Genomic DNA, 21,291 nt, shown 5'->3' with positions numbered 1-21,291 from the left:
ACCAGCCCCACTCTCTGTAGAATTACTGAAAACGCTAGAAGAACGGCGGGTGGCATGGAAAAATGCCGACAGATGTTCACCATCAGACCGCGCTGGATGATCCTTCCCGCACCAGCGAGCAAGAGGTTGGCATGACACGGACTCGACTTTGGCTTGGCGCGCTCGTGATCGGATGTGCCTGGTCCCTGACCGGCTGCGGCACCTGGATGCACGGAGACCATCAATCCGTCACGCTCTTTACCACTCCGGCAGAGACCAACGTCGTCGTCGACGATCTCGTGCACATGCTCGCACCGGGCACCGTCAATCTCAGCCGCAAGGCCGACCATCGCGCGACCTTTTCCAAAGACGGCTACGACCCCGCTACCTATACGATCAAGCGAACCTGGTCCTGGTGGGTGGTCGCCGACGTGCTCGGCTGCGCGATTATCTTCTCGCCGTTCTGCATCATGCACGACATCGATGAAGGCGGGTACTACACGTTCGACGAGAAGATCTACTTCACGCTCGACCGCAAGACGTCGGAGCCGGCGCCGACGAAGTAACGCGTCCTGCGATCGACGCTCCCGTCACATAGCGCGTTTCGCGACGAGATTCAGCCACCGGCCTTTGCGCTCTTGGTTCGACACGACTCGCAGCGAGTCAATCATCCAGCCGCTTTGTTCCACCACCCGAGCCAGCTCGGCTTTCTGCCACCTGGCAAAGTAACGGCCGGGCATCCACCCATCGGTCAAAATGCGGCTCTGGGTGCCATAGGTGACGGTTGCCGCCAGCATCCCGCCGGGACGAACGATGCGACTCAGCCTCTTGAGCACCTGCGCGGCTTCAGACTTCGGCACATGCATCAAGCAGGCAGCCGCCCAAACCGCATCAAATGATGCGTCTCGAAACGGCACGTCACGCATATCGGCAAGCACCAGCGGTACAGATGGAGCCGTGCTCTGCGCGGCCCGTAAAAACGCCGTCGTCAGATCCATCCCGACGACACGAAATCCTTTTGCATGAAGAACCCGCGCGTCTTGCGCGCCGCCACAACCGAGATCGAGAATGCTCGAATGCTTTGGCAGCCGGGTGAGCGAGTCGAGTAACAGAGCCGGAGGTCGCTTACGACGACTGATCCAGCGCTGCAGAAACGTTGTCGCCCCTTGCTCATAGATCCGGATGGTCGGCGCAACGATCTGACTTGTGGTATGGTGCCGTTCACGCTTCGTGGTCATGGATAAGAAGGACCGGCTGGATATGAAACTTTTGACGATTGTGCTCGCTGGACTCTTGTCAGTACCGGCCATCGCCAGGGCTGCGACGATCGATCCTCCCTGCGACGCCTACCCAACGGCGAAACAGGCGCGTTGTGTTGTCATCTGGAAAGAGCTCAATAAGGAGGACGGCGCGGCGATCTCCCAGTTCGGACTCGATCAATTAAAGCGGCGCGAAGAAGGGAAGATCAACGCGCAGCAGCATCTCTCCGAGAACATGACCTTCATCAAGCAATCGACCGAGAAGCGCCTCGCCCGCCTGAAAGAGCGGATGGAAAAAGAGTAGCCGTCCGTCACTCCACGCGAAAAAACTGGTTCGATTCCTTCTCGACTCCGATCTCCGTTTCCGGTCCGTGTCCGGTCACCACCGTTGTCTCATCGGCGAGTGTATAGAGCCGTTCACGGATCGACCGCTCAATCGCGTCGAAATCCCCGCCCCACAAATCGGTCCGGCCGATACTGCCCCGGAACAGGGTATCTCCGGCCAACACCACACTCTCACCAGGAAGATGGAAGCTCATTGAGCCAGGCGTGTGACCCGGTGTGTGGAGGCCCACAACGGTCACGCCGCCGACCATGATGCGTTCTTCATCTTTGATCCAATATTCCGGCAGCGGCACAGCCACATAGGGCACACCGAACATCCGGCACTGCGCTTCCAGATTGGTCCAGAGATCGAGATCGTCCTGGTGCAGACAGAGCGTTGCACCGGTCAGCCGCTGCATTTCGCCGGACGCAAGAAAGTGATCGAAGTGAGCGTGCGTATGCAGAATGTGGCTGACGGTCAGGCCTAACTGCTGGACCTCGCGAAGAATCCGCTCAGGAGCGCCACCTGGATCGACGACGATGGCCCGCTTCGTCACCGGATCGCCGATGATGGAGCAATTGCACCCGAGCGGGGGGACAGAAAAGGTTTTGCGGATGAGATTCGCCATGGCGCGCGCATGCTACCGCTGAGACGGCTCACGGTGCAAGCAGCGGTCCGCCGTCGGACTCCGGCTCGACCCGAACGGTCCACACTACCTCCGTATCCCATATCGACCAGGCCGGCCCTTGCCGGCGCAACCAGACCAGAAAACCGGCCCCCGAACCATCGGGACGTGGATTGCCGACATAGACCAAGGCTTGAGTTTGAGGGAGATTGTACCCGATGCGCGAAAACACCAGCCGGTCCAGTACCGGCATCGCCTGCACGGATCTGAGCCAGGCGGCCAGAACCGGTTGTGCCAGCGACACTTCCGGATCTTCGACCGCGTTGCCCGACACAAACCGATACCTGGTTCCGAATTGAAACCGGCCTTCCAGCTTCGCCGGCTCCTGATTCGCCGCGACGAAATCGCGGACCAGTTCGACGGGAAGCGTTCCATCGAAATACCCTTGCTTATGAAACCACGCGCTCGTCAGCGGCCCTTCCTGGTCCGGCGAGATCTGCGTCGCGGTCTTCCGTTCGAGCAGCACGAGTTGGGTTTCTGAGTGGAGAAACTTGCCGGCGATTATCTGGTCGTAACGGGCGTAGTCCTCGGCTGGAATCGAGACGACCGTCCCCTCCCCGGCCAACCCGACAGCCGGCCGCGTCACCACGAGGCTCAACAGAATCAGGAGTAGAAACATCCTAGAGCGCATGACTTGAGCATAGCCGCCAGGCCGGAGACCGGTCAAATCGATCACTCCATCCGGCAGCAAATCCGCGTGGACAAGCTCAGGCGAACCATAGATAATCACCAGATGAATATTCACAGGGAGTGGACGGTGACGCCAACGTTGTCCAACATGGCAGGGATCGGCCTGCTGGCCTGCTGTCTGCTGACGGCCGGGTGTAAGCCGGACGAATCGCCCTTCAAAGCCGAGAACGATGCTTTAAAAAAACAGGTGACGAAGCAGGAATCTTTGCTGTCGTCGCTGCAAGACGGGAACAAGGTCATGCAGCAGCAGATCGACCTGTTGAATCAGGAACTGCGTGATGCGAAGAAGGCCACGGAGTCGGCCAAGGCCGAGATGAGCCAGCTGACCGATCAATTGAATGCGCAGCTCACCCAGGCGAAACGCGCGAGCGCCGAAGCGGTGAAAACCGCCGCGGCTCAGGCGGCTCAGCAACTACGCATCGAGGAAAAGGGTGCGCAGATCGAGACCGTCGCTCGCCCGCTGCCCGCCGTCGCGAAGATCGTGGAAGAGACCCTCGCCAAGAACGGCTATCCCGTGAAGGTCAGTTATAAGAATGATCAAAAAGCCGTGTATGTGACGGAACGAAAGATTTCGAACCCGGCCTCGCTGGAAGTGGCCGGCTTTCGCAATCAATATCTCATCACTCTGCAGGCCCTTCCCGCAAACGCCACCAGACTCGGGGTCCGCGCCGAATTTGAAAAAGTGGCGCAAGGCGGCCGGATCTTGAGCGTGAGCCAGGAAGAGACGGCCGAAATCGAACGGCGCCTGATCGGTGAAATCCACAAGGCGCTGGAATCCCCGAGCAAGACCTGATGCCATTCCTTCGCTGGCTCCCCTCGCTCCTCCTTCTACTTGCCCTCTCGACGCCGGTATCGGGTGCCACTGTCGCGCCCAAGCCATCGCAAGAATTGGCGCGCCACCTCACCGCCATCGCGGCGCTGGCGAAGCCGGCGCCCACAGTCACCATACCCGCAGGCACCTTCCTCCTCGGGAGTAAGCGCATCGACGACGATCCGTACGGAATCGGGACACAATTCGACGATACCGAACTCCCGCAGAATCATGTTTGGCTCGATGCCTACGAGATGGATCGCGACGAAGTGAGCCTGGGAGAATACCTCGCGTTCCTGCAGCAGCGGAAAACGCCGCCCTCGGACGAGCTCCAGAAGTTGATCTGGCACGTCATCACCATCCACTCCGTCACCGACGACACGCTGTCACGCTGGCCGGCCCTCTACGTGACGTGGAAGGAAGCACAGGATCTGTGCCACGCCGCCGGCAAGCGGCTCCCCACTGAAGCCGAATGGGAAAAAGCGGCACGCGGAACGGAAGGCGCTCTCTTTCCTTGGGGCAATGCGATCCCCGACCAGAAACGGGCGATGTTCGGACAATATCATGTGCATGAGATTCCGATTCTCGCCCCGGTCGAGTCGCTGGACGAAGGCCGCAGCCCCTACGGATTGCATCACATGGCCGGGAATGTCGCCGAGTGGGTCCAGGACTGGTTCGGCTTCGACTACTACGCCTACATGACGGAGAAGAATCCGCCGGGACCGACGAGCGGCCGTTACCGGAGCGTGCGCGGCGGATCGTGGAAGAGCAAAATCATCATGCTGCGAACGGCCACGCGTAGCGGCTCGCCCCCGGCGCAGCGTTCGGCCACGATCGGCTTTCGCTGTGCGAAGTCCGTATCGGTCCCGGCGCCTGAGTCTAAGTAGCAAACAGCCGTCCTCTTGGTGACGCGCACCTCACATGCTAGCATGGCATTCGTATGGCCTTAGCAACCAGCGTCCACGACCTCCGCACCTTGATCCGCTCCTGCCATCCGCTGGTCATCATCGAGACCGTGGAAGAAGAGCGCGTGCTGGCCTTGCTGCAATCCGTGGCCGCGCAAGAGCGCATGCCGCTGTTCGAATGGTCCATCACGAGAGGACTTACCCGGGCCGACGACGGCCCCACGCTCAGCAAGATGACCGCGACCCCGCTGGCGCTGCTTCAGCACCTGAATGGGCTGACCGTCGACGCGGTCTTCTGGCTGAAAGATCTTGTCCCGCATTTACAAGACGCGGCCGTCACTCGACAGCTGCGCGACGTATCGGCGGTCTATGGCCGTACCAGAGCCACCTGCATCCTGACCGGACATCCGATTGTCCTGCCGCCAGACCTTGAAGCCATTGCCGTCCGCCTGGACCTCCAATTGCCGGATCGCACCGAACTGCAGTCCATGCTCCAGAACGTCCTCTCCTCGCTCGGGACCAGAGCCGCACCTCGTCGTCCACGCTCCACAACCATGGCGCAGAGCATCCTCGGCTCTCTCACCGACACCAAACCGGCCGATGCAGGCCTTTCGACTCAGGAACGCGACGCGATTCTTCGCGCGCTGCAGGGACTGACCCTGCATCAAGCCAGACAGGTCATCACGCAATGCGTCGTCGAAGACGGCACGCTGTCGGCCGACGACGTGCAGAAGATTTTGAAACGCAAAGTCCAGACGATCAAAGACGGCGGGCTGCTGGAATACTATCCGCTTGAAGACAACCGGTTTGAGTTGGGCGGATTTACGAACTTGAAATCCTGGCTGGAGCGCGCGAAGGTCGGCTTCACGGCCGAGGCCAAAGCGCTCAACCTGACCCCGCCACGGGGGATCATGCTGGTCGGCGTGCCGGGCTGCGGGAAATCGCTCGCAGCCAAGGCCATCGCGCGGGAATGGCAACTCCCGCTGCTCAAACTCGACGCGGGCCGCTTGTTCGACAAGTTCGTCGGGGAATCGGAAAAGAATTTCCGCAAGGCGATCGAGATGGCCGAATCGCTCTCGCCCATCGTGCTCTGGATCGATGAAATCGAGAAGGCCATGGCCGCAGGCGGCGGGAGCGGCGACGCCGACGCGGGCTTGAGCCGCCGGCTCTTCGGCGCGTTTCTCACCTGGTTGCAGGAAAAGAAGCAGGAAGTGTTCGTCATCGCGACCGCCAATAATCTCGCGCTGCTGCCGCCGGAACTCCTCCGCAAAGGCCGGTTCGATGAAATCTTCTTCGTCGATCTGCCGGATGACGGCGAACGAGAGGCCATCTGGAAGATTCACCTGGGGCTCCGCAAGCAAGACAAGACACAGTTCGATCTGGTAAAAATCGTCAGCGCCAGCGACGGCTTCAGCGGCTCGGAGATCGAACAGGCCGTCGTCGCAGCACTCTATCGCGCGCTGCACCAAAAGACGCCGCTCACGACCGATTTACTGATTGAGGAATTGACGCACACCGTCCCGCTGTCGGTCACGCGGCGGGAAGATATCGATCAACTCAGGGAGACGGCGCAGGGCCGTTTCGTGAATGTCCGCTAACCCGCGACGCCTCACACTGATCGGCACCACGGTAGTCATCCTGACGCTCGTCGGCTGCGCCAGCACACCCGTGGCGCGCGTGCCCGCCTCCCGCTTCGAGGTCACGCCGGTCCAGAAATCGCCCTCTGCCACCGCCACCAGAACCGGAATCGTCCATACCGCCACCAAGCTCCTCGGCGCCAGACTGATCGAGAGTAACGGGAGACGCGTGGCCTATGACTGCGCCGGTGTCACCCGCGCCATCTACCTCGAACATGGCATCGATCTGTATAACAGCAGCACGACGGATCGGCGGGCGAACGGCGTTCGACTGATTTACAACCACATGCGGCAGCACGGACGGCTCCACCAGGGACCGATCGTGCAACCCGGCGATCTCGTCTTCTTCGACAACACCTGGGACTTCAATGGCGACGGCATGTTGAACGATCCGCTGACCCACGTCGGCGTGGTCGAACGGATCGAACCAGACGGCACTGTGGTGTTTATCAGCCGCGTCGCGGAAGCCGTCGAACGCTACCGCATGAATCTAGCGCTCCCCCACGTCCATAAGACGGCAGACGGACGCATCCTGAACGACTACATCCGCCGCAAACGGCAGACCGATCCGGAAGAGATGGGCCATCTGGCCGGCGAGCTCTTCACCTTCTACGGAACCCGCATCGCGCAATAACCCACCGGTTCAGCCAGGACCGGGACGGAGCGTCCATCACACGCAGTGCTGAAACTCTGCGGTCTTGTCCTTGTCGTGAACGAACACGACGACACAACTGTCAGACGCTCGACGAGGCGGGTTGTGATTAAAAGTCACTGACCAGAGGCCGGTCGTTGATTCAAAGATCACGCTCGTGATCTCGTAGTCATGGAATCGCTTACCCAACTCTTTCTTCGCTTCCCCTTTGGCCAATTTGATGACCTCAGCCTGACTCAGCGCTGGACCGACCTGGGGCTGTGACAAGCGATCCTGTTCAGGGCGCGGGCGCTCCAGCCGTTCGGACGGGAAATTGAGCGGCCCCGCGATCTCCAGCCATTCGCGCGCACCGGCATTCCCAGCCAACACATTCCCCCAGAAACGATGACCAAGAAGCATCACACTCGCAGCGAGTGCGACAGATATGACGATGAAGACGCGCATGAGATTGCCCATGAGAAACACTCGCCGTCAGTGGCAACGTGAGTAGGTGCTGTTATGACGCGCTCGAAAGCGAAATGTAAACAGGACGAGATCTCTGGAAGAATACTCGACCGGGGAGTACAGTGAATCATTGTGAGTCATGCGCGAAGGCCCATGCAACGGCTACTGACATCGCTCACCATGATGGTGAGTAGCCTGGTGTGCTTTCTCGGAATCGGTCTGGCCGAAAGTCAACATATCCAGAATCGGGACGGCACCAGCGGCCGGCTCTCTCATCTGGGCGACGACATCGGCATCTATTCAGACCCGCATGGCAATCAGACCATCGTCACCAAACCAGGGACTGAAAGCCCGCTAGGCTTACGTCCACATGGCGACATCGAGAGCGGGAACCGTTCCTCGTTCGGCACTCCCCTGCCACCGAACAACCTGACACCGGCCCCGATCCTCCCGTTTCATCCAAATCGCGCCTTACCCCCAGCCCCTTCTCCAAACAACCACACCCCTTCCAGTGGAGGCGGCCGAATCGGCCGATAACAAGATCCTGGAACTCTACAGTGTAGAAAGCCACCTGCCGATAACGTAGCCAGACCCAAACGTGCATCGCCGGGAATCGACGGCCTGCAAAATTTAAAAACCCTGCTAGAATTTATCTATGGCTACTTCATCCCAACAATCCACGATACAAAAAACCAATCCGCTTCGCCAAACCCTGACCGATGTGCGGCATGGGCTGTTGGGGCTCCACAAGGCCCTGATCGTGGCGGAGCAGCTCACGTTCGAGCGGATCTATGGCCGCGTGGATTCGACCGGGCAGCTGCTGCAACTGGTCATGAACGATCCCTGGTTTACCTGGCTGCATCCGCTATCCAATGTGGTGGTCCGTATCGATGAGATGCTGGATGAAGAGTGCAATCTGACCACAGAGGATGTGGCGCAGATCCTGACGGAAGTCCGGGGCATGATCCGCCCCTCTGAACTGGGTGATGGATTTGAACGAAGCTACTACGAAGCCCTGCAGCGCGCCCCTGACGTCGTCATGGCGCACTGCGAGATGAAAAAGCTCCTGACGCTTCCTGCGGCATAGATTCTCCCCCCTGCAAGCAACAGACTACTAGACGATCTGCGTGCAGGGCCAGGCAAATACACGAATGGAGGGTTTCTTCCAACCGGGATGTTTTGCCGACTCCTCACACCAGCCTGTTACCGCCGTCCTCACGCGCGCCTGATGATCGTCATCGAGCGCAACCAGAATCACCGAGTTCGTGCCGGGATAGAAGGCCAGCCCCTCGGCAGGACCGGTCTGCCCATAGCCCACCGACTCATTCACTTCCGTGAACGCCTTCACGTCACACCGGTGAAGCAACGCATGGACCTGCTCCTTCAGCGAGGAGCGGAAGACCAGCATCATCATCTGCATAGGAACCTCCTACATACGTCCTTCGTCCAACTCGATCGCATCGACCCATGTGGAAGCTGGAGGAAGCGAGCTGACCGGCACGCCGCGCTTCTTCGCAATCTCATCAAGACGGCCCTGAAACCGTTGGCGCGTCGCATCCTCTTTGGGGCCGGAAGAGAGAAGCCCCTGCGACCACTGGGCAATCTCCTCGTGTGAGTGCGGCTTCCCATTCGCCACCACCCAGGCGAGCAATTGCTCATCCGTTCCACCGGCTAATACTTTTTGCTCAAACGCCTTCGGATCGATCCCCAGAAAATCGACCAGATACTTGTCGAACCCGGCCGTGATGTAGTTGTAGTCCTGAATCTGACCGGCATTGCGGAGCCGAATCTTGTCGATAAACCGCCCCAGGTGAGCGATGCCACCGAGCAGGGCTTTGGGACTGCGGGGATAGTTCGTCATCGTAGTGTTCTCCAGTCGATGGTCTTGCTTAAAAGTTAAGTCTTGCCTCGCGACACCCAATAACCAGGCTTCCGCTTCAGGTGCATGACAGCCGCAATATAGATCACATCCTCATCCACAGCATAGATGACGCCATAGGGAAAACGCTGGAGGAGGTAACGACGGAACCGGCCCTTGAGGATGCGCCACACGGCGGGATGTCGATGAATCTGCTCGAAGGCTGATTCAACCGAGTCCAAAAACTCTCGCCCGAGCCCCTCACGGCAATCTTCATAAAACAATGCGGCTTGGCGGATTTCCGACTTCGCGGCAGGATCGAGGCGAACTCTCAACGACGAAGTTCCTCGCGGATTTCACAGAGCGCCGTACGGGCAACGACCGCCTTGGTCGCCTTTCGCTTCCACGCGGCGAATCGCTTCTCGGCCTCTGCAATCCACGCTTCGTCTACGGCGGTGAGCGGTTCGTGCTTCATCTGCACAAGCAGTCGTTCAGCCAACCGCTCGCGTTCCGTGGCCGGCAACTTCCGAGCCTGTTTTTCGAGGGCCACCGCTCGTGCAGTCATCGCTTTCCTCCTGGAACAAAACGTTTCTGGTGGGAACTCTACAAGGTTTATCTGGCCGGTGCAACGGGATCACAGTATAACCGCTTTACAACAACTACTGGCCTATCACTGATACTCTCCGCCTACTGGAACGACTGAGGAAACCGAGCAACGACGACCAATGGCCCCTGGAACCTTTTCCCTCATCAAGACTTCATTGCTCTTGGGCGTGGGCTTTTCGACTTCCTGCAATTGAAGAGCGTCGGGTGACCCATATCTTTCATACACGATTGCTTTCATACGTTATCGCCCTCGGAGGTTGCTTTGATCTGCGGTCTTTCGCGTTGACTCAACGTTCGCGATGACGCGCACGAGCGAGCACGCGTAGCGGTGCTTGCAAAGTGTCACTGTCGATCGCGCGGTTATATGGCATTTCTTTCGCCCGTTGCTTGCCAAACGTAGGGGTAGTCCATTTGCTTTGCTACACGTGTCCGCGCTTCCGCACCAGCGAGCCGTTCGACCAAGTAGAGCCCAAGATCAATTGCCGATGTAACGCCGCGAGCCGTGATAATCCCGCCTTCGTCCACCACACGTTCATCAACAACTTGAGCACAGTACGGCTTCAACTCCTCGAAGGCGCTCGGGTGCGTTGTGGCACGTTTGTCCTTCAAGAAGCCCGCCGCACCAAGTAAGAGTGAGCCGGTGCAGACGGACGCTTTGAGCTTAACCGGCTCCGAGGTGCGGAGCCAGGCAATAAATGCCTTGTCATGCTGAAGAATCCGCGTACCGAATCCGCCCGGCACAACGATGAGGTCATATTTGGACAGTGGCTCACCCACGACGCTAGGTGTAATGCGGAGCCCCTTGTCATCCTCTATGCCCGCAGCAAAGGCGCAGACGTCCCATTCGAACCCAGGTATGAGTTGCATCGACTTAAGGCGCGTGAGCGGATCGTAGACACCTATGAAGTCCATCGCTGTCAACCGATCAAAAATGACGAACGCTGTTTTCATTGCTTTTCAATGCACGGCATAGCGTGCGGACGATGCCATATACCGGCCCCGCGGATCAGCTGGATACCGGAAATAGGGACAGGCTACTTTTTGTGGGGAAGCGTGTCAACCAGAGGAGATAGACATGTCAAGCCACAGTAGAAATGTCCTCTTTCTCCCATAGTAGAAATGTCCGGGTTAGGTGATGGCCGCCGCCGCGTGTGTGTCTCGTGTCGGCTGCAGCCGTTTGCGCCACGGATGAGCCGGGGTCGGCTTGACCGGACGCCGAGGGACTTGGGCCTTGGGAGGCGCAGCCACTCTCTCGGGGCGAGCGGGGATGGCGTGATAGGCCAGTGGTTGGCCATTGTGGGTGATCCGCATCGTCCCATCCACCCGCTCTTCGACCATGACGTGGGTCGCTCGGACAGTGTTCCGCACCTGACAGAGCTGCCCGTGGTGCGCCACCGTCCAGTCACGGCGCAGGCACCGAGTGGTCTTGATGCACAGGCTCCGGTCCAGATCACGGCTCGCAGGCCGGGGCCGATGCAGATCAGCGGGCTGCGCAGGCGGAACCGAGAAGCGCCGATTGTAGCTCGGCAGCCACGCCTCCACGAACCGATTCGCGGCCTCGATCGTGGCGATGCCCGCCAGGCGCAGCTCTTTCACGAGGCGATCCTGCAGCGTCTTGAACAGCCGCTCCACTCGCCCCTTGGCCTGCGGAGAATGGGCATGGATCACCGTCACCCCCAGCTCCGCGAGCGCCCGCTCAAATTGACTCTGGGGCTTCTCGCCAGCCAACTGCTGAGCCACGGTCGGCTCACCCAGGGCGCGATACGTCGTATGTTTGTCCGTGTAGACGCTGTGCGGAACTCCATGGCGCCGCACCTACCGTTCGAAGCTGTCCATCGCGGGGATCGTGCCTTCATACTCATAGAACCGGGCACACACCCGACTGCTGGCATCGTCGATGTAGGCCATCAGCACACACCGGAGTCCACGCCCCTCGAACCAGTCATGATGCGAGCCGTCCAGCTGCACCAACTCGCCCACGTGAGCTTTCCGGGCCCGCCACGCCCGATGGGGCCGCTTCCGCCGCGTGAAATGTGCGATCCCGCGCGCCCGCAACCACTGCCGCAAGGTCTCGGCACTGAGCATAATCCCATGCCGCTCGGCCAGCTGCTCCGCCGCGAGGGTTGGCCCAAAGTCGCGATAGTGCTTCGCATACAGTCGGAGCACCCGGGCCTTCAGTGCGGGCCGGTACCGTCGGTTCGAGGGCGTGCCTCGACTCCGATGCACGAGACCCGCATCGCCTTCGGCCCGGACCCGCTGGATCAGCCGCCGTATCTGACGTGCCGTCAACCCCAATACCTCGCCAGCCTCCCGCTGCCGCAGGGCTTTGTTCATCGCTTGCCGGATCACATGGACCCGCTTCAACTCCTGCACACTCATCCGCACCGTCTCCTCTCTGACCATGCTGCCCTCCCAGTGAGAGCAGTGAGTCTACACAAGAGGACATTTCTACTTTGGTCAAAGCGGACATTCTCATGTTGGGATTACACCAGAGGAGATAGACAAATACCCACACACGGACAAGAGGCAGCAACTACGGATTTGGCGGGTGGCACGGCGAACTGGGCGCCCCGCCGCGCGCAACGAAAGGGCCCCACTGGGGGATGGGTGGAGTGAGCACGGCGGGGCTGTTTGCCGTGACAGGACCCGCAGCCTCAAGAAGCTGGAACAGGGACAGGCACCGGCGAGGCCGGAGCCAGTCCCCGTTACTTCGCTGACTGCTTTGCAGATTTCCCGGCTTGCAGATACTGGTTGATCCCCGCCGCCATTTTGCGGCCTTCGGCGATCGCCCAGACGATGAGGGAGGCGCCGCGCTTGGTGTCGCCGCCGGCAAAGACGCCGTCGAGGTTGGTCATGAAGCCGTCATCGACCGACACGGCCCCGCGTTGATCGTACTTCACACCGAGGCTGTCGAGCAGGCCGTTCTTCACCGGACCGGTGAAGCCCATGGCGAGCAGGACGAGATCCGCGTCCATATCGAAGTCACTGTTGGGGATGGGCACAAACTTTCCTGCTTCAAACTTCACTTTGTTCGCATGGAGCTTCGTGACCTGGCCGTTGTGGCCGGTAAACTTCGTCGTCGAGATGCTCCACTGCCGGTCGCAACCCTCTTCGTGCGCATGCGACGTCCGCAGCTGCATCGGCCAGAGGGGCCAGGGGGTCGAACTCGACCGGGAGGGAGGCGGCTCCGGCAACAATTCAAACTGATGCACTTCCGCGCAGCCCTGGCGATGCGCCGTGCCGACGCAGTCGGACCCGGTATCGCCGCCGCCGATAACGATGACCCGCTTGCCCTTGGCGGTGATGGGCTCATCCGTGACGGCGATGCCCGCCGTCCGCTTGTTCTGCTGAGTGAGATATTCCATGGCGAGGTGCACGCCCTTCAGCTCGCGGCCGGGAATCGGCAGCTCGCGGGCCTGCTCCGCGCCCATGGTCAATCCCACGGCATCGAACTGCTTACGCAGCTGCTCGCCGGTGATATCTTTTCCGATGGCCACGCCGGTCTTGAATTCGACGCCTTCGGCCTTCATCTGCTCCAGCCGCCGGTCAATGACCCACTTTTCCATTTTAAAATCCGGGATACCGTAGCGCAGCAAGCCGCCGATGCGGTCGGACTTTTCGAACAGGGTGACGCTATGGCCGGCGCGCGCGAGTTGCTGCGCGGCGGCTAAGCCGGATGGACCGGAACCCACAATGGCCACAGTCTTGCCCGTCTTCACGACCGGCAACACCGGCTCGACATAGCCTTCGTTGAAACCCCGGTCAATGATGTTCCACTCCAGCACGCGGATGGAGACCGGATCCTCGTTGATGCCGAGCACGCAGGCGCCTTCGCAGGGAGCCGGGCAAAGACGGCCGGTGAACTCGGGGAAATTATTCGTGGTGTGCAGCGCCTTGAGCGCGTCTTTCCAACGGCCGCGGTAGACGAGGTCGTTCCACTCGGGGATCAGGTTGACGACGGGGCAGCCGGTCGTGCCCTGGCAAAACGGCACTCCGCAATCCATGCAACGCGCGCCCTGGACCTTGAGCTTGTCCTCGGTGATGGGCTCGTACATTTCCTTCCAATCGAGCACGCGCAGCTCGATCGGTTTCCGCTTGGGGCCCTCGCGGGCATATTTCATGAAACCCTTTGGATCGCCCATTCCCGTAGTCCTTTTATTTGCTCGCCGCCGCTTTTTTCTTCCGCTCTTCCAACACACGCTTGTAATCCACCGGCATGACCTTCGCGAACTTCGGCAGGATCGCGTCCCAGGAATCCAGGATGCGCTTCGCGTTCCGGCTGCCGGTGCACATGAAGTGCGCCGTAATCATTTCGTGCAACAGCTTCTTGTCTTCGGCCGTGGCGACTTTCTCCAGCTCGACCATGCCGGTATTGCAGCGCGCCGGGAACTTACCTAGTTCATCCAATACAAACGCCACGCCGCCCGACATGCCGGCCGCAAAATTCCGCCCGGTGCGTCCAAGCACGACGGCGACGCCTCCGGTCATGTATTCGCACCCGTGATCGCCGGTGCCTTCCACGACGGCCCGCACACCGCTGTTCCGCACGGCAAACCGTTCGCCCGCCATGCCGTAGAAATACGCTTCGCCCTGCGTCGCGCCGTACAGCGAGGTGTTCCCGACGAGAATCGTTTCCTCGGGCGTATAGATCGCGTTCTTCGGCGGGAAGACGATGATCTTGCCGCCTGAGAGCCCCTTGCCGATATAGTCGTTCGACTCGCCCTCGAGCGTCAGTGTGATGCCACGCGAAAGGAACGCGCCGAAGGATTGTCCGGCGGAGCCGCTGAACTTGATGGAGATGGTATCGGGCGGCAGTCCCTCCAGCCCGTACTTTTTCGCAATGCGGCTCGACAACATCGTGCCGACGGTCCGGTTCACGTTGCGAATCGGCAGATCCAAGGTCACTTTCTCGCCCTTGTCCAGCGCCGGTTTGCAAAGCTCGATCAACTTGTTGTCCAGCACTTCGGCCAAGCCGTGATCCTGCTTCTGCACACAATGGCGCGGCACATCCGCGGCCACATCCGGCGCCTTCAGCAACGGCGTCAGGTCGAGCCCTTTGGCCTTCCAATGGTCGATGGCCTTTTGCACTTTGAGCTTGTCGACGCGGCCGACCATCTCATTGATCGTCCGGAATCCCAGCTTCGCCATGATCTGCCGGAGTTCTTCGGCGATAAAGAAGAAGAAGTTGACGATATGTTCCGGCTGCCCGTTGAACTTCTTGCGGAGTTCCGGGTCCTGCGTCGCGATACCGACCGGACAGGTGTTGAGATGGCACTTCCGCATCATGATGCAGCCTTCGATGATCAACGGGGCCGTGGCGAATCCGTACTCTTCCGCTCCCAGCAACGTGGCGATGGCCACGTCCCGGCCGGTCTTCATCTGCCCGTCGGTCTCCACGCGAATCCGTCCGCGCAGGTCGTTCAGCACCAGGGTCTGATGCGTTTCCGCCAACCCGAGTTCCCATGGCCCACCGGCATACTTGATCGAGGACAACGGGGACGCGCCGGTTCCTCCGGAATCGCCGCTGATGAGCACCTTGTCGGCATGCGCCTTGGCCACGCCCGCTGCGACTGTGCCGACGCCGACTTCCGAGACCAGCTTCACCGACACAGCCGCTTCAGGATTGGCATTCTTGAGGTCGAAAATCAGCTGGGCCAAATCTTCGATGGAATAAATGTCGTGGTGCGGCGGCGGCGAAATCAACTGCACGCCCGGCGTGGCGTAGCGGAACTTGGCGATGTTCTCATCGACCTTGTGCCCCGGCAACTGCCCGCCTTCGCCCGGCTTTGCGCCCTGCGCCATCTTGATCTGCAGCTCTTTCGCATTCACCAGATAGTGACTGGTGACGCCGAAGCGCGCCGACGCGACTTGCTTAATGTAGCTGTTCTTCGAATCGCCGTTGGGCAGCGGCTTGAATCGTTCCGGATCTTCGCCGCCTTCGCCGGTATTGCTCTTGGCGCCGAGGCGATTCATGGCGATGGCCAGCGTCTCGTGGGCTTCCTTGCTGATCGAGCCGAACGACATGGCGCCGGTCGTGAAGCGCTTCACGATCTCCTTGGCCGGTTCCACTTCATCGATCGAAATCGGCTCCGGCGGGAACTTGAAGTCCAGCAATCCGCGCAAGTTCGAACGCCGCTTACTCTCGTCGTTCACGAGTTGCGAAAACTCGGCGAACGTCTTGGGATCGTTGCTCCGCGTCGCGTGCTGCAGCTTGTAGATCGTGTCCGGATTCCAGTTGTGATGCTCACCCTGGATCCGATAGTGAATCTCGCCGCCGAAATCCAACTGTCTGATCGGCGCCGGCTCATAGGCCAGCTTGTGCCGTCGCAACGTTTCTTCGCCGATGTCGCGAATGCTGATGCCTTCGATTCGTGACGGGGTTCCCGTGAAGTAGCGGCTGATGAGTTCATGGTTCAGACCGATGGCTTCGAAAATCTGCGCGCCGCAGTAGGACTGCACGGTGGAGATTCCCATCTTCGAGAAGACTTTCAGCAAGCCCTTATTGATGGCCTTGATGAACTTTCCTTCGGCGGTCTGCGCATCGAGTCCTTCCGGCAAATACCCGTCGCGCTCCATGTCCACGAGCGATTCGAAGACGAGATAGGGATTCACCGTCCCGGCGCCGTAGCCGATGAGGCAGGCAAAGTGATGCACGTCGCGCGGCTCGCCGCTTTCGACGGTCAACCCGACTTCGGTTCTGGTGCATTCGCGCACGAGGTGATGGTGGACGGCGGCCACGCCGAGCACGCTCGGAATCGGCGCCCACTCTTCATTCACGCCGCGGTCGCTGAGAATCAGGAACTTGTACCCTTCCTTGATCGCCTGGGACGCCTGACGGCAGAGATCATCCACCGCCGCGCCCAATCCTTCCGGTCCTTCGGCGACGCGGAAGAGCATCTTCAAGGTCTTGCTCTTGAAGTGGGGATCGGCGATCTCGCGGATCTTCTGCAGATCGGCGTTCGTCAGAATCGGCTGTTTCACGCGAATGCGCCGGCAGGATTCCGGATGCTCATCCATGAGATTCGGCTTCGGTCCAATACTGGTCGTCAATGACATGACCAGTTCCTCGCGGATCGGATCGATCGGCGGGTTCGTGACCTGCGCAAAGAGCTGTTTGAAATACTTAAAGAGCAGCTGCGGCCGGTCCGACAAGACGGCCAAGGGCGTGTCCGTGCCCATCGAGGAAATCGCTTCCTCCCCGTTCACCACCATCGGCGTGAGGACCATCTTCAGCTCTTCGACCGTATAACCGAACGCCTGTTGCCGCTGACGCGTCGTGGGATGGTCGGGCTGGGGGACATTCAACGGCTCGGGCAATTCATCAAGCGAAATCCGATGCTGCGTCACCCACGAACGATAGGGTTTGCGGCTGACGATCTCGGCCTTCACTTCCTCGTCGTCGATAAAGCGCCCCTGGACCGTATCGATCAGGAACATGCGGCCCGGCATGAGCCGGCCCTTTTGCCGGATCTTGTGCGTCTCCATCGGCAGCACTCCGGCTTCCGACGCGAGCACCACGACGCCATCGGTGGTCACGAGATAGCGGCAGGGACGCAGGCCGTTCCGATCCAGCGTGGCGCCGATCAGCTTGCCGTCCGTAAAGCAGACCGCCGCGGGACCGTCCCAGGGCTCCTGCATTGCGGCGTGATATTCGTAGAACCCGCGGCGATCGAGATCCATCTGCGGATTGGCCACCCAGGGCTCGGGAATGAGCATCATCATCACGTGCGGCAGCGAACGTCCGCCCATGGTCAGGAACTCGATGGCATTGTCCAAACAAGCCGAGTCGCTCTGTGGCTCGGACACGATCGGATAGAGCTTTTCGAGGTCCTTGCCGAACAGATCGGAATTGAGCCGGCCCTGGCGGGCACGCATCCAGTTCACATTGCCCTTGAGCGTATTGATCTCGCCGTTGTGGCACATGTAGCGATAGGGATGGGCCAGCGGCCAGGTCGGGAAGGTATTGGTGCTGAACCGCGAGTGGACTAACGCCAGCGCGCTCGTCAGACTCGCATCCTTGAGATCCTGGTAGTAGGCCGACATCTGATGCGGCAGCAGGAGTCCCTTATAGACGATCGTGTTCGCCGACAAACTGGGGATATAAAAATACTCGCGCCCCTGGATGGCCGACTGGCCCACGGCGTTCTCAACCCGCTTACGAACCACATAGAGCTTCCGCTCAAACTGGGCCTCATTGAGCACATCGCGGGCGATGAAGATCTGCCGCATAAACGGTTCGGTACTGCGCGCCACCGGCCCGATGGCATCGCTCTTCACCGGCACATCGCGCCAACCCAGCAGCCGTAAGCCTTCTTCGGCGATCACCTTCGCGAATAACTGCTCGCACTGCTGGCGGCGATCGGCCTGAGGAGGCAGAAACACCATGCCCACGCCGTACTCGCCGGCATTCGGCAAGGCCACGCCGACGTCACCGGCCGCGCGCTTCAAAAACTCATGCGGGACCTGGAGGAGAATACCCGCGCCGTCGCCGGTGCAGGGATCGCAGCCCTGCGCGCCGCGGTGGGTCAGATTCTCCAGAATCTGCAGGCCCTGCTGCACGATCGTGTGAGACTTTTGGCCTTGAATGTTGACCACAAAGCCCACCCCGCACGAATCTTTTTCGTGTTCAGGGTCATAGAGGCCTTGCTTCGGTGGAAGCCCGGGTATCGGCATCATGGCAATCTCGTGTCGCTAGGAAGAAGGTGATGACTTCGCGGTCAGCGGCCACTCATAACATGCAGAGGCAAGCACGCGATATCGTGTCGTTTTATGGGCAGTCTCTCGCTTGTTCTTTTCTGCACCGCACCTTACTGGATGGGCTCCCGCGCTGTCAAGATTGTGCAGGCCGATCCGGGCCCGGTTTGCTTGACTTTGTTTACCCCGCTGCCCTACCATCCGCGGCATGTCGAACGGCCCCAGTACCTCGACCATTAACAGCATGGCAGACGTCTGGGAGGCGTATCGCGCCGAACTCGACGGCGTCGAACATCAGGTCCGTCAGAATCTCGATTCCAGCGTCACCCTCGTCAATACCGTCGCCGCCCACATCCTCAACAGCGGGGGCAAGCGCGTCCGCCCGTTGCTACTGTTGTTGTCAGCCCGCCTCTGCGGCTATACCGGTCGCGAGCATTATCAGCTCGGCAGCCTGATTGAATTTATTCATACGGCCACGCTGCTGCATGACGACGTGGTGGACGAAGCCGACATCCGCCGGGGCCGCCGCACCGCCAGAAAAGTCTGGGGCAACCAAATCAGCATCCTCGTCGGCGACTACCTCTATTCAAAAGCCATGGCGCAGATCGTGGAGTTTCGCAGCCACGGCATGAATGAGGTCCTCGCCGAAGCCTGCACCAAAATGGCGGAAGGGGAAGTCCTTCAGCTCTATTACAACGGCAATCCCTCAATGCCGGAATCCGATTACATCAAGATCGTCGAACACAAGACCGCGGGCCTGATCGCCGCCGCCTGCCGCATGGGCGCCATCCTTGCCGAGGCCTCAGAAGAAAAGCAGTCCGCGCTCTTCCGCTTCGGCCAGTATCTGGGCATCGCCTTCCAGGTCGCCGACGACACGCTCGATTACAATGCCGACGGCGAACGATTAGGGAAGACCCTCGGCCAAGACTTGCGACAGGGCAAAGCGACGCTGCCCCTGCTCCATCTGCTCGACCATTGCAGCGAACCGGACCGCAGTATGATCAAGGACCGGATGGAAACCCGCACTCTGAGCCGTGAAGATCTTGAGCGGATCCTGGGCTTGATGCAGGATGCCGGATCGCTGGCCTACGCGATGGAACGGGCGAAAACCTATATCGCCGCCGCACAACACGAACTTGAAGCCTTTGAGGACTCGTCGGCACGCCGGGCTCTGGCCGTCGCCGCTGACTACATGATTACCCGCGATCGGTAACCTTTCCTCCCGTTCCCTCTTTTCCCCACCATGGTGTCGGCGAGAAGACGGGCACTGAGCCGGACGCCGGGTGGATGCCTTTTCGGTCTCACACGTTCACGCCGACCACTTTTCACAGGAGCACGAAACCATCATGGCCCAGATCCTTCCCTTTCGCGGTGCGCGCTACGATGCCACGATTGCCGGTGCGGCACGCGATGTCGCCGCGCCTCCTTATGACATCATCGACGCAGCCGGCCAGAAAGCCCTCTACGACCGGAACCCGCACAATGTCATTCGCCTGGAACTGGGCATGGACCAGCCCGGCGACGGACCGACCAACAATCGCTATACCCGGGCCGGCGCCACGCTCTCGCAGTGGATGCAATCGGGCGCGCTGAAACGGGACCCACAACCGACGATTTACTACCACACCATTGAATATGTTCCGCCGGGAGCCGATCCGAAGGGCCCGAGAAAAACGCTGCGAGGCTTCATTGCCACGTTCAAGCTGGAAGAGTTCGGCACCGGAGCAATCTATCCGCACGAGAACACCCGCGCCGCCGCCAAGACCGATCGCCTGAATCTGATGGAAGCCTGCCGCGCGAATTTCAGTCCGATCTGGTCGCTCTATTCCGATCCCCAGGACACCATCCTGTCGGCCTTGGCCCAGGCGGCAAAATCGACTGCCCCCTGCGTGGAATTCCGCGACGATGTCGGGTTCGAGCAACGCCTCTGGGCCATCTCCGGCCCGGCCATCACCCAGAAAGTCGTGACGACCATGGCCAGCAAGCCCATCTTCATCGCCGACGGCCACCATCGGTACGAAACGGCGTTGAATTATCAAAAGCTGCGCCGCCAGCAGGCCGGCCAAACGGGGAATCTCCAGGGCCTGCAGCCCTACGACACGGTCCTCATGCTCCTCACGCCGATCGAAGATCCGGGACTGACCGTACTGCCCACGCACCGCGTGACAACGACGCCGTTGCCGTCGTTCGATCAGGTGAAGGCGCTGTTCGCCGACACCTTCGATCTGAAGGAATATCCGTATACCAGCCAGACCAAAGCCACGGTTCGCACAGAGTTCATCGACGCGATGCGGACACAAGGGCGGACGACGCCGATGTTCGGGTTAGCGATCAAAGGCCGCGAGGCCTACCTGACCCTGGCCCTCAAGGCCGCGCATCGTCCGCCGGCCAGCGCCTCTCCCCGGACCAAGCTGGACGTCTCGCTCCTGCAACAGCTGGTCGTCGCCAAGCTCTGTCCGACGCAACAGGAACAGGAAGCCATTCTCTATACGAAAGACGACCACGAAGCCCTGGACTGGGCGGCAAACGGCACCGGCACCGGGGCGTTGCTCTTGAACGCCACCAAAGTGAGCGAGGTCAAGGACGTGGCCACCGCGGGCGAGCGGATGCCGCACAAGTCCACCTACTTCTTCCCGAAACCGCTGACCGGACTGGTCATGAATGTCATGGAGTAAATTCAGTGATGAGGGATGTGTGATCTGTGATGAGTGGGAGCGGCGGCCGGGAATGATTGCATCCGAAGCCA

At 60.2% G+C, this 21,291-nt stretch carries 23 protein-coding genes; 10 read left to right on the top strand and 13 right to left on the bottom strand.

Annotated elements, in window-relative coordinates; genetic code table 11:
• Window positions 1-131: 131 nt before the first annotated feature.
• Complete coding sequence (locus Q8N04_15095) at window positions 132-545, top strand: hypothetical protein (protein MDP3092000.1); 414 nt, start codon at window positions 132-134, stop codon at window positions 543-545.
• Window positions 546-569: 24 nt separating this feature from the next.
• On the opposite strand, the gene Q8N04_15090 is transcribed toward Q8N04_15095, so the two are convergent.
• Complete coding sequence (locus Q8N04_15090; protein ID MDP3091999.1) at window positions 570-1,217, bottom strand: class I SAM-dependent methyltransferase; 648 nt, start codon at window positions 1,215-1,217, stop codon at window positions 570-572.
• A 22-nt stretch (window positions 1,218-1,239) separates the two neighbouring features.
• On the opposite strand from Q8N04_15090, the gene Q8N04_15085 reads away from it, so the two are divergent.
• Entirely contained in the window at window positions 1,240-1,542 is a 303-nt protein-coding gene (locus Q8N04_15085; GenBank protein ID MDP3091998.1) for a hypothetical protein, read from the top strand.
• Window positions 1,543-1,549: 7 nt separating this feature from the next.
• On the opposite strand, the gene Q8N04_15080 is transcribed toward Q8N04_15085, so the two are convergent.
• Together Q8N04_15080 and Q8N04_15075 are read right to left on the bottom strand one after the other, a co-directional pair.
• Window positions 1,550-2,191, bottom strand: a complete 642-nt coding sequence (locus Q8N04_15080) for an MBL fold metallo-hydrolase (GenBank protein MDP3091997.1) — start codon at window positions 2,189-2,191, stop codon at window positions 1,550-1,552.
• A gap of 28 nt (window positions 2,192-2,219) precedes the next feature.
• Window positions 2,220-2,993: a hypothetical protein gene (locus tag Q8N04_15075; GenBank protein MDP3091996.1), complete on the bottom strand. Its 774-nt coding sequence runs from the start codon at window positions 2,991-2,993 to the stop codon at window positions 2,220-2,222.
• Window positions 2,994-3,005: 12 nt separating this feature from the next.
• On the opposite strand from Q8N04_15075, the gene Q8N04_15070 reads away from it, so the two are divergent.
• The 4 genes from Q8N04_15070 to Q8N04_15055 are packed head-to-tail and all read left to right on the top strand — an operon-like array spanning window position 3,006 to window position 6,925.
• Window positions 3,006-3,731 carry a hypothetical protein gene (locus Q8N04_15070; GenBank protein ID MDP3091995.1) on the top strand — a complete coding sequence of 242 codons (726 nt, stop codon included), beginning with the start codon at window positions 3,006-3,008 and terminating at the stop codon, window positions 3,729-3,731.
• Window positions 3,731-4,636 (top strand): SUMF1/EgtB/PvdO family nonheme iron enzyme, encoded by a 906-nt coding sequence (locus tag Q8N04_15065; protein MDP3091994.1) that lies wholly within the window; start codon window positions 3,731-3,733, stop codon window positions 4,634-4,636. The genes Q8N04_15070 and Q8N04_15065 overlap by 1 nt, the downstream gene beginning before the upstream one ends.
• A 53-nt stretch (window positions 4,637-4,689) precedes the next feature.
• On the top strand, window positions 4,690-6,252 hold the full coding sequence (locus tag Q8N04_15060; protein ID MDP3091993.1) for an AAA family ATPase: 1,563 nt from the start codon (window positions 4,690-4,692) through the stop codon (window positions 6,250-6,252).
• The gene (locus tag Q8N04_15055) at window positions 6,242-6,925 is read left to right on the top strand and encodes an NlpC/P60 family protein (protein ID MDP3091992.1); all 684 of its coding nucleotides are present in this window, start codon (window positions 6,242-6,244) and stop codon (window positions 6,923-6,925) included. The genes Q8N04_15060 and Q8N04_15055 overlap by 11 nt, the downstream gene beginning before the upstream one ends.
• Window positions 6,926-6,961: 36 nt before the next feature.
• Here the strand turns inward: Q8N04_15055 and Q8N04_15050 are convergent, their stop codons facing one another.
• The gene (locus Q8N04_15050; GenBank protein MDP3091991.1) at window positions 6,962-7,399 is read right to left on the bottom strand and encodes a hypothetical protein; all 438 of its coding nucleotides are present in this window, start codon (window positions 7,397-7,399) and stop codon (window positions 6,962-6,964) included.
• A gap of 141 nt (window positions 7,400-7,540) precedes the next feature.
• Here Q8N04_15050 and Q8N04_15045 point away from each other — a divergent pair, with 141 nt between their 5' ends.
• Window positions 7,541-7,924: a hypothetical protein gene (locus Q8N04_15045; protein MDP3091990.1), complete on the top strand. Its 384-nt coding sequence runs from the start codon at window positions 7,541-7,543 to the stop codon at window positions 7,922-7,924.
• Window positions 7,925-8,042: 118 nt separating this feature from the next.
• Window positions 8,043-8,474 (top strand): hypothetical protein, encoded by a 432-nt coding sequence (locus Q8N04_15040; GenBank protein ID MDP3091989.1) that lies wholly within the window; start codon window positions 8,043-8,045, stop codon window positions 8,472-8,474.
• A gap of 27 nt (window positions 8,475-8,501) precedes the next feature.
• Here the strand turns inward: Q8N04_15040 and Q8N04_15035 are convergent, their stop codons facing one another.
• From Q8N04_15035 to gltB, 9 genes are all read right to left on the bottom strand, one after another.
• Complete coding sequence (locus Q8N04_15035; GenBank protein ID MDP3091988.1) at window positions 8,502-8,807, bottom strand: hypothetical protein; 306 nt, start codon at window positions 8,805-8,807, stop codon at window positions 8,502-8,504.
• Between the two features lie 9 nt (window positions 8,808-8,816).
• Window positions 8,817-9,248, bottom strand: coding sequence for a DUF5069 domain-containing protein (locus tag Q8N04_15030; protein ID MDP3091987.1), 432 nt, complete (start codon window positions 9,246-9,248; stop codon window positions 8,817-8,819).
• Window positions 9,249-9,283: 35 nt separating this feature from the next.
• Window positions 9,284-9,580 carry a type II toxin-antitoxin system RelE/ParE family toxin gene (locus Q8N04_15025; protein ID MDP3091986.1) on the bottom strand — a complete coding sequence of 99 codons (297 nt, stop codon included), beginning with the start codon at window positions 9,578-9,580 and terminating at the stop codon, window positions 9,284-9,286.
• Window positions 9,577-9,810 (bottom strand): addiction module protein, encoded by a 234-nt coding sequence (locus Q8N04_15020; protein ID MDP3091985.1) that lies wholly within the window; start codon window positions 9,808-9,810, stop codon window positions 9,577-9,579. The genes Q8N04_15025 and Q8N04_15020 overlap by 4 nt, the downstream gene beginning before the upstream one ends.
• 401 nt (window positions 9,811-10,211) lie before the next feature.
• Entirely contained in the window at window positions 10,212-10,802 is a 591-nt protein-coding gene (locus Q8N04_15015; GenBank protein MDP3091984.1) for a DJ-1/PfpI family protein, read from the bottom strand.
• 177 nt (window positions 10,803-10,979) lie between these two features.
• A complete protein-coding gene (locus Q8N04_15010) occupies window positions 10,980-11,666 on the bottom strand; it encodes a hypothetical protein (GenBank protein ID MDP3091983.1) in 687 nt (228 codons plus the stop codon).
• Window positions 11,667-12,254 carry a helix-turn-helix domain-containing protein gene (locus Q8N04_15005; protein ID MDP3091982.1) on the bottom strand — a complete coding sequence of 196 codons (588 nt, stop codon included), beginning with the start codon at window positions 12,252-12,254 and terminating at the stop codon, window positions 11,667-11,669.
• A gap of 302 nt (window positions 12,255-12,556) precedes the next feature.
• On the bottom strand, window positions 12,557-13,993 hold the full coding sequence (locus tag Q8N04_15000; protein ID MDP3091981.1) for a glutamate synthase subunit beta: 1,437 nt from the start codon (window positions 13,991-13,993) through the stop codon (window positions 12,557-12,559).
• Between the two features lie 13 nt (window positions 13,994-14,006).
• Window positions 14,007-18,527 (bottom strand): glutamate synthase large subunit, encoded by a 4,521-nt coding sequence (gltB, locus tag Q8N04_14995; GenBank protein MDP3091980.1) that lies wholly within the window; start codon window positions 18,525-18,527, stop codon window positions 14,007-14,009.
• A 262-nt stretch (window positions 18,528-18,789) separates the two neighbouring features.
• Between gltB and Q8N04_14990 the strand changes: the two genes are divergently transcribed.
• Both Q8N04_14990 and Q8N04_14985 read left to right on the top strand, forming a co-directional pair.
• Window positions 18,790-19,758 carry a polyprenyl synthetase family protein gene (locus tag Q8N04_14990; GenBank protein MDP3091979.1) on the top strand — a complete coding sequence of 323 codons (969 nt, stop codon included), beginning with the start codon at window positions 18,790-18,792 and terminating at the stop codon, window positions 19,756-19,758.
• Window positions 19,759-19,891: 133 nt separating this feature from the next.
• A complete protein-coding gene (locus Q8N04_14985) occupies window positions 19,892-21,220 on the top strand; it encodes a DUF1015 domain-containing protein (protein MDP3091978.1) in 1,329 nt (442 codons plus the stop codon).
• Window positions 21,221-21,291 lie beyond the last annotated feature (71 nt).

The sequence above is a fragment of the Nitrospira sp. genome (assembly GCA_030692565.1).
In the GTDB taxonomy this organism is placed as follows: Bacteria; Nitrospirota; Nitrospiria; order Nitrospirales; family Nitrospiraceae; genus Nitrospira_D.
Note: the sequence above shows the minus strand (reverse complement) of the source record. Positions and strands in the feature narration are given on the sequence as shown.

Excerpts from the sequence above, each read along its gene's own strand:
- Q8N04_15005 (MDP3091982.1), bottom strand. The coding sequence starts at position 12,254 with ATGGTCAGAGAGGAGACGGTGCGGATGAGTGTGCAGGAGTTGAAGCGG.
- Q8N04_15090 (MDP3091999.1), bottom strand. The coding sequence starts at position 1,217 with ATGACCACGAAGCGTGAACGGCACCATACCACAAGTCAGATCGTTGCG.
- Q8N04_15015 (MDP3091984.1), bottom strand. The coding sequence starts at position 10,802 with ATGAAAACAGCGTTCGTCATTTTTGATCGGTTGACAGCGATGGACTTC.
- Q8N04_14985 (MDP3091978.1), top strand. The coding sequence starts at position 19,892 with ATGGCCCAGATCCTTCCCTTTCGCGGTGCGCGCTACGATGCCACGATT.
- Q8N04_15050 (MDP3091991.1), bottom strand. The coding sequence starts at position 7,399 with ATGGGCAATCTCATGCGCGTCTTCATCGTCATATCTGTCGCACTCGCT.
- Q8N04_15085 (MDP3091998.1), top strand. The coding sequence starts at position 1,240 with ATGAAACTTTTGACGATTGTGCTCGCTGGACTCTTGTCAGTACCGGCC.
- gltB (MDP3091980.1), bottom strand. The coding sequence starts at position 18,527 with ATGATGCCGATACCCGGGCTTCCACCGAAGCAAGGCCTCTATGACCCT.
- Q8N04_15055 (MDP3091992.1), top strand. The coding sequence starts at position 6,242 with ATGTCCGCTAACCCGCGACGCCTCACACTGATCGGCACCACGGTAGTC.
- Q8N04_15035 (MDP3091988.1), bottom strand. The coding sequence starts at position 8,807 with ATGCAGATGATGATGCTGGTCTTCCGCTCCTCGCTGAAGGAGCAGGTC.
- Q8N04_14990 (MDP3091979.1), top strand. The coding sequence starts at position 18,790 with ATGGCAGACGTCTGGGAGGCGTATCGCGCCGAACTCGACGGCGTCGAA.
- Q8N04_15060 (MDP3091993.1), top strand. The coding sequence starts at position 4,690 with ATGGCCTTAGCAACCAGCGTCCACGACCTCCGCACCTTGATCCGCTCC.
- Q8N04_15020 (MDP3091985.1), bottom strand. The coding sequence starts at position 9,810 with ATGACTGCACGAGCGGTGGCCCTCGAAAAACAGGCTCGGAAGTTGCCG.
- Q8N04_15080 (MDP3091997.1), bottom strand. The coding sequence starts at position 2,191 with ATGGCGAATCTCATCCGCAAAACCTTTTCTGTCCCCCCGCTCGGGTGC.
- Q8N04_15040 (MDP3091989.1), top strand. The coding sequence starts at position 8,043 with ATGGCTACTTCATCCCAACAATCCACGATACAAAAAACCAATCCGCTT.
- Q8N04_15030 (MDP3091987.1), bottom strand. The coding sequence starts at position 9,248 with ATGACGAACTATCCCCGCAGTCCCAAAGCCCTGCTCGGTGGCATCGCT.
- Q8N04_15045 (MDP3091990.1), top strand. The coding sequence starts at position 7,541 with ATGCAACGGCTACTGACATCGCTCACCATGATGGTGAGTAGCCTGGTG.
- Q8N04_15000 (MDP3091981.1), bottom strand. The coding sequence starts at position 13,993 with ATGGGCGATCCAAAGGGTTTCATGAAATATGCCCGCGAGGGCCCCAAG.
- Q8N04_15065 (MDP3091994.1), top strand. The coding sequence starts at position 3,731 with ATGCCATTCCTTCGCTGGCTCCCCTCGCTCCTCCTTCTACTTGCCCTC.
- Q8N04_15095 (MDP3092000.1), top strand. The coding sequence starts at position 132 with ATGACACGGACTCGACTTTGGCTTGGCGCGCTCGTGATCGGATGTGCC.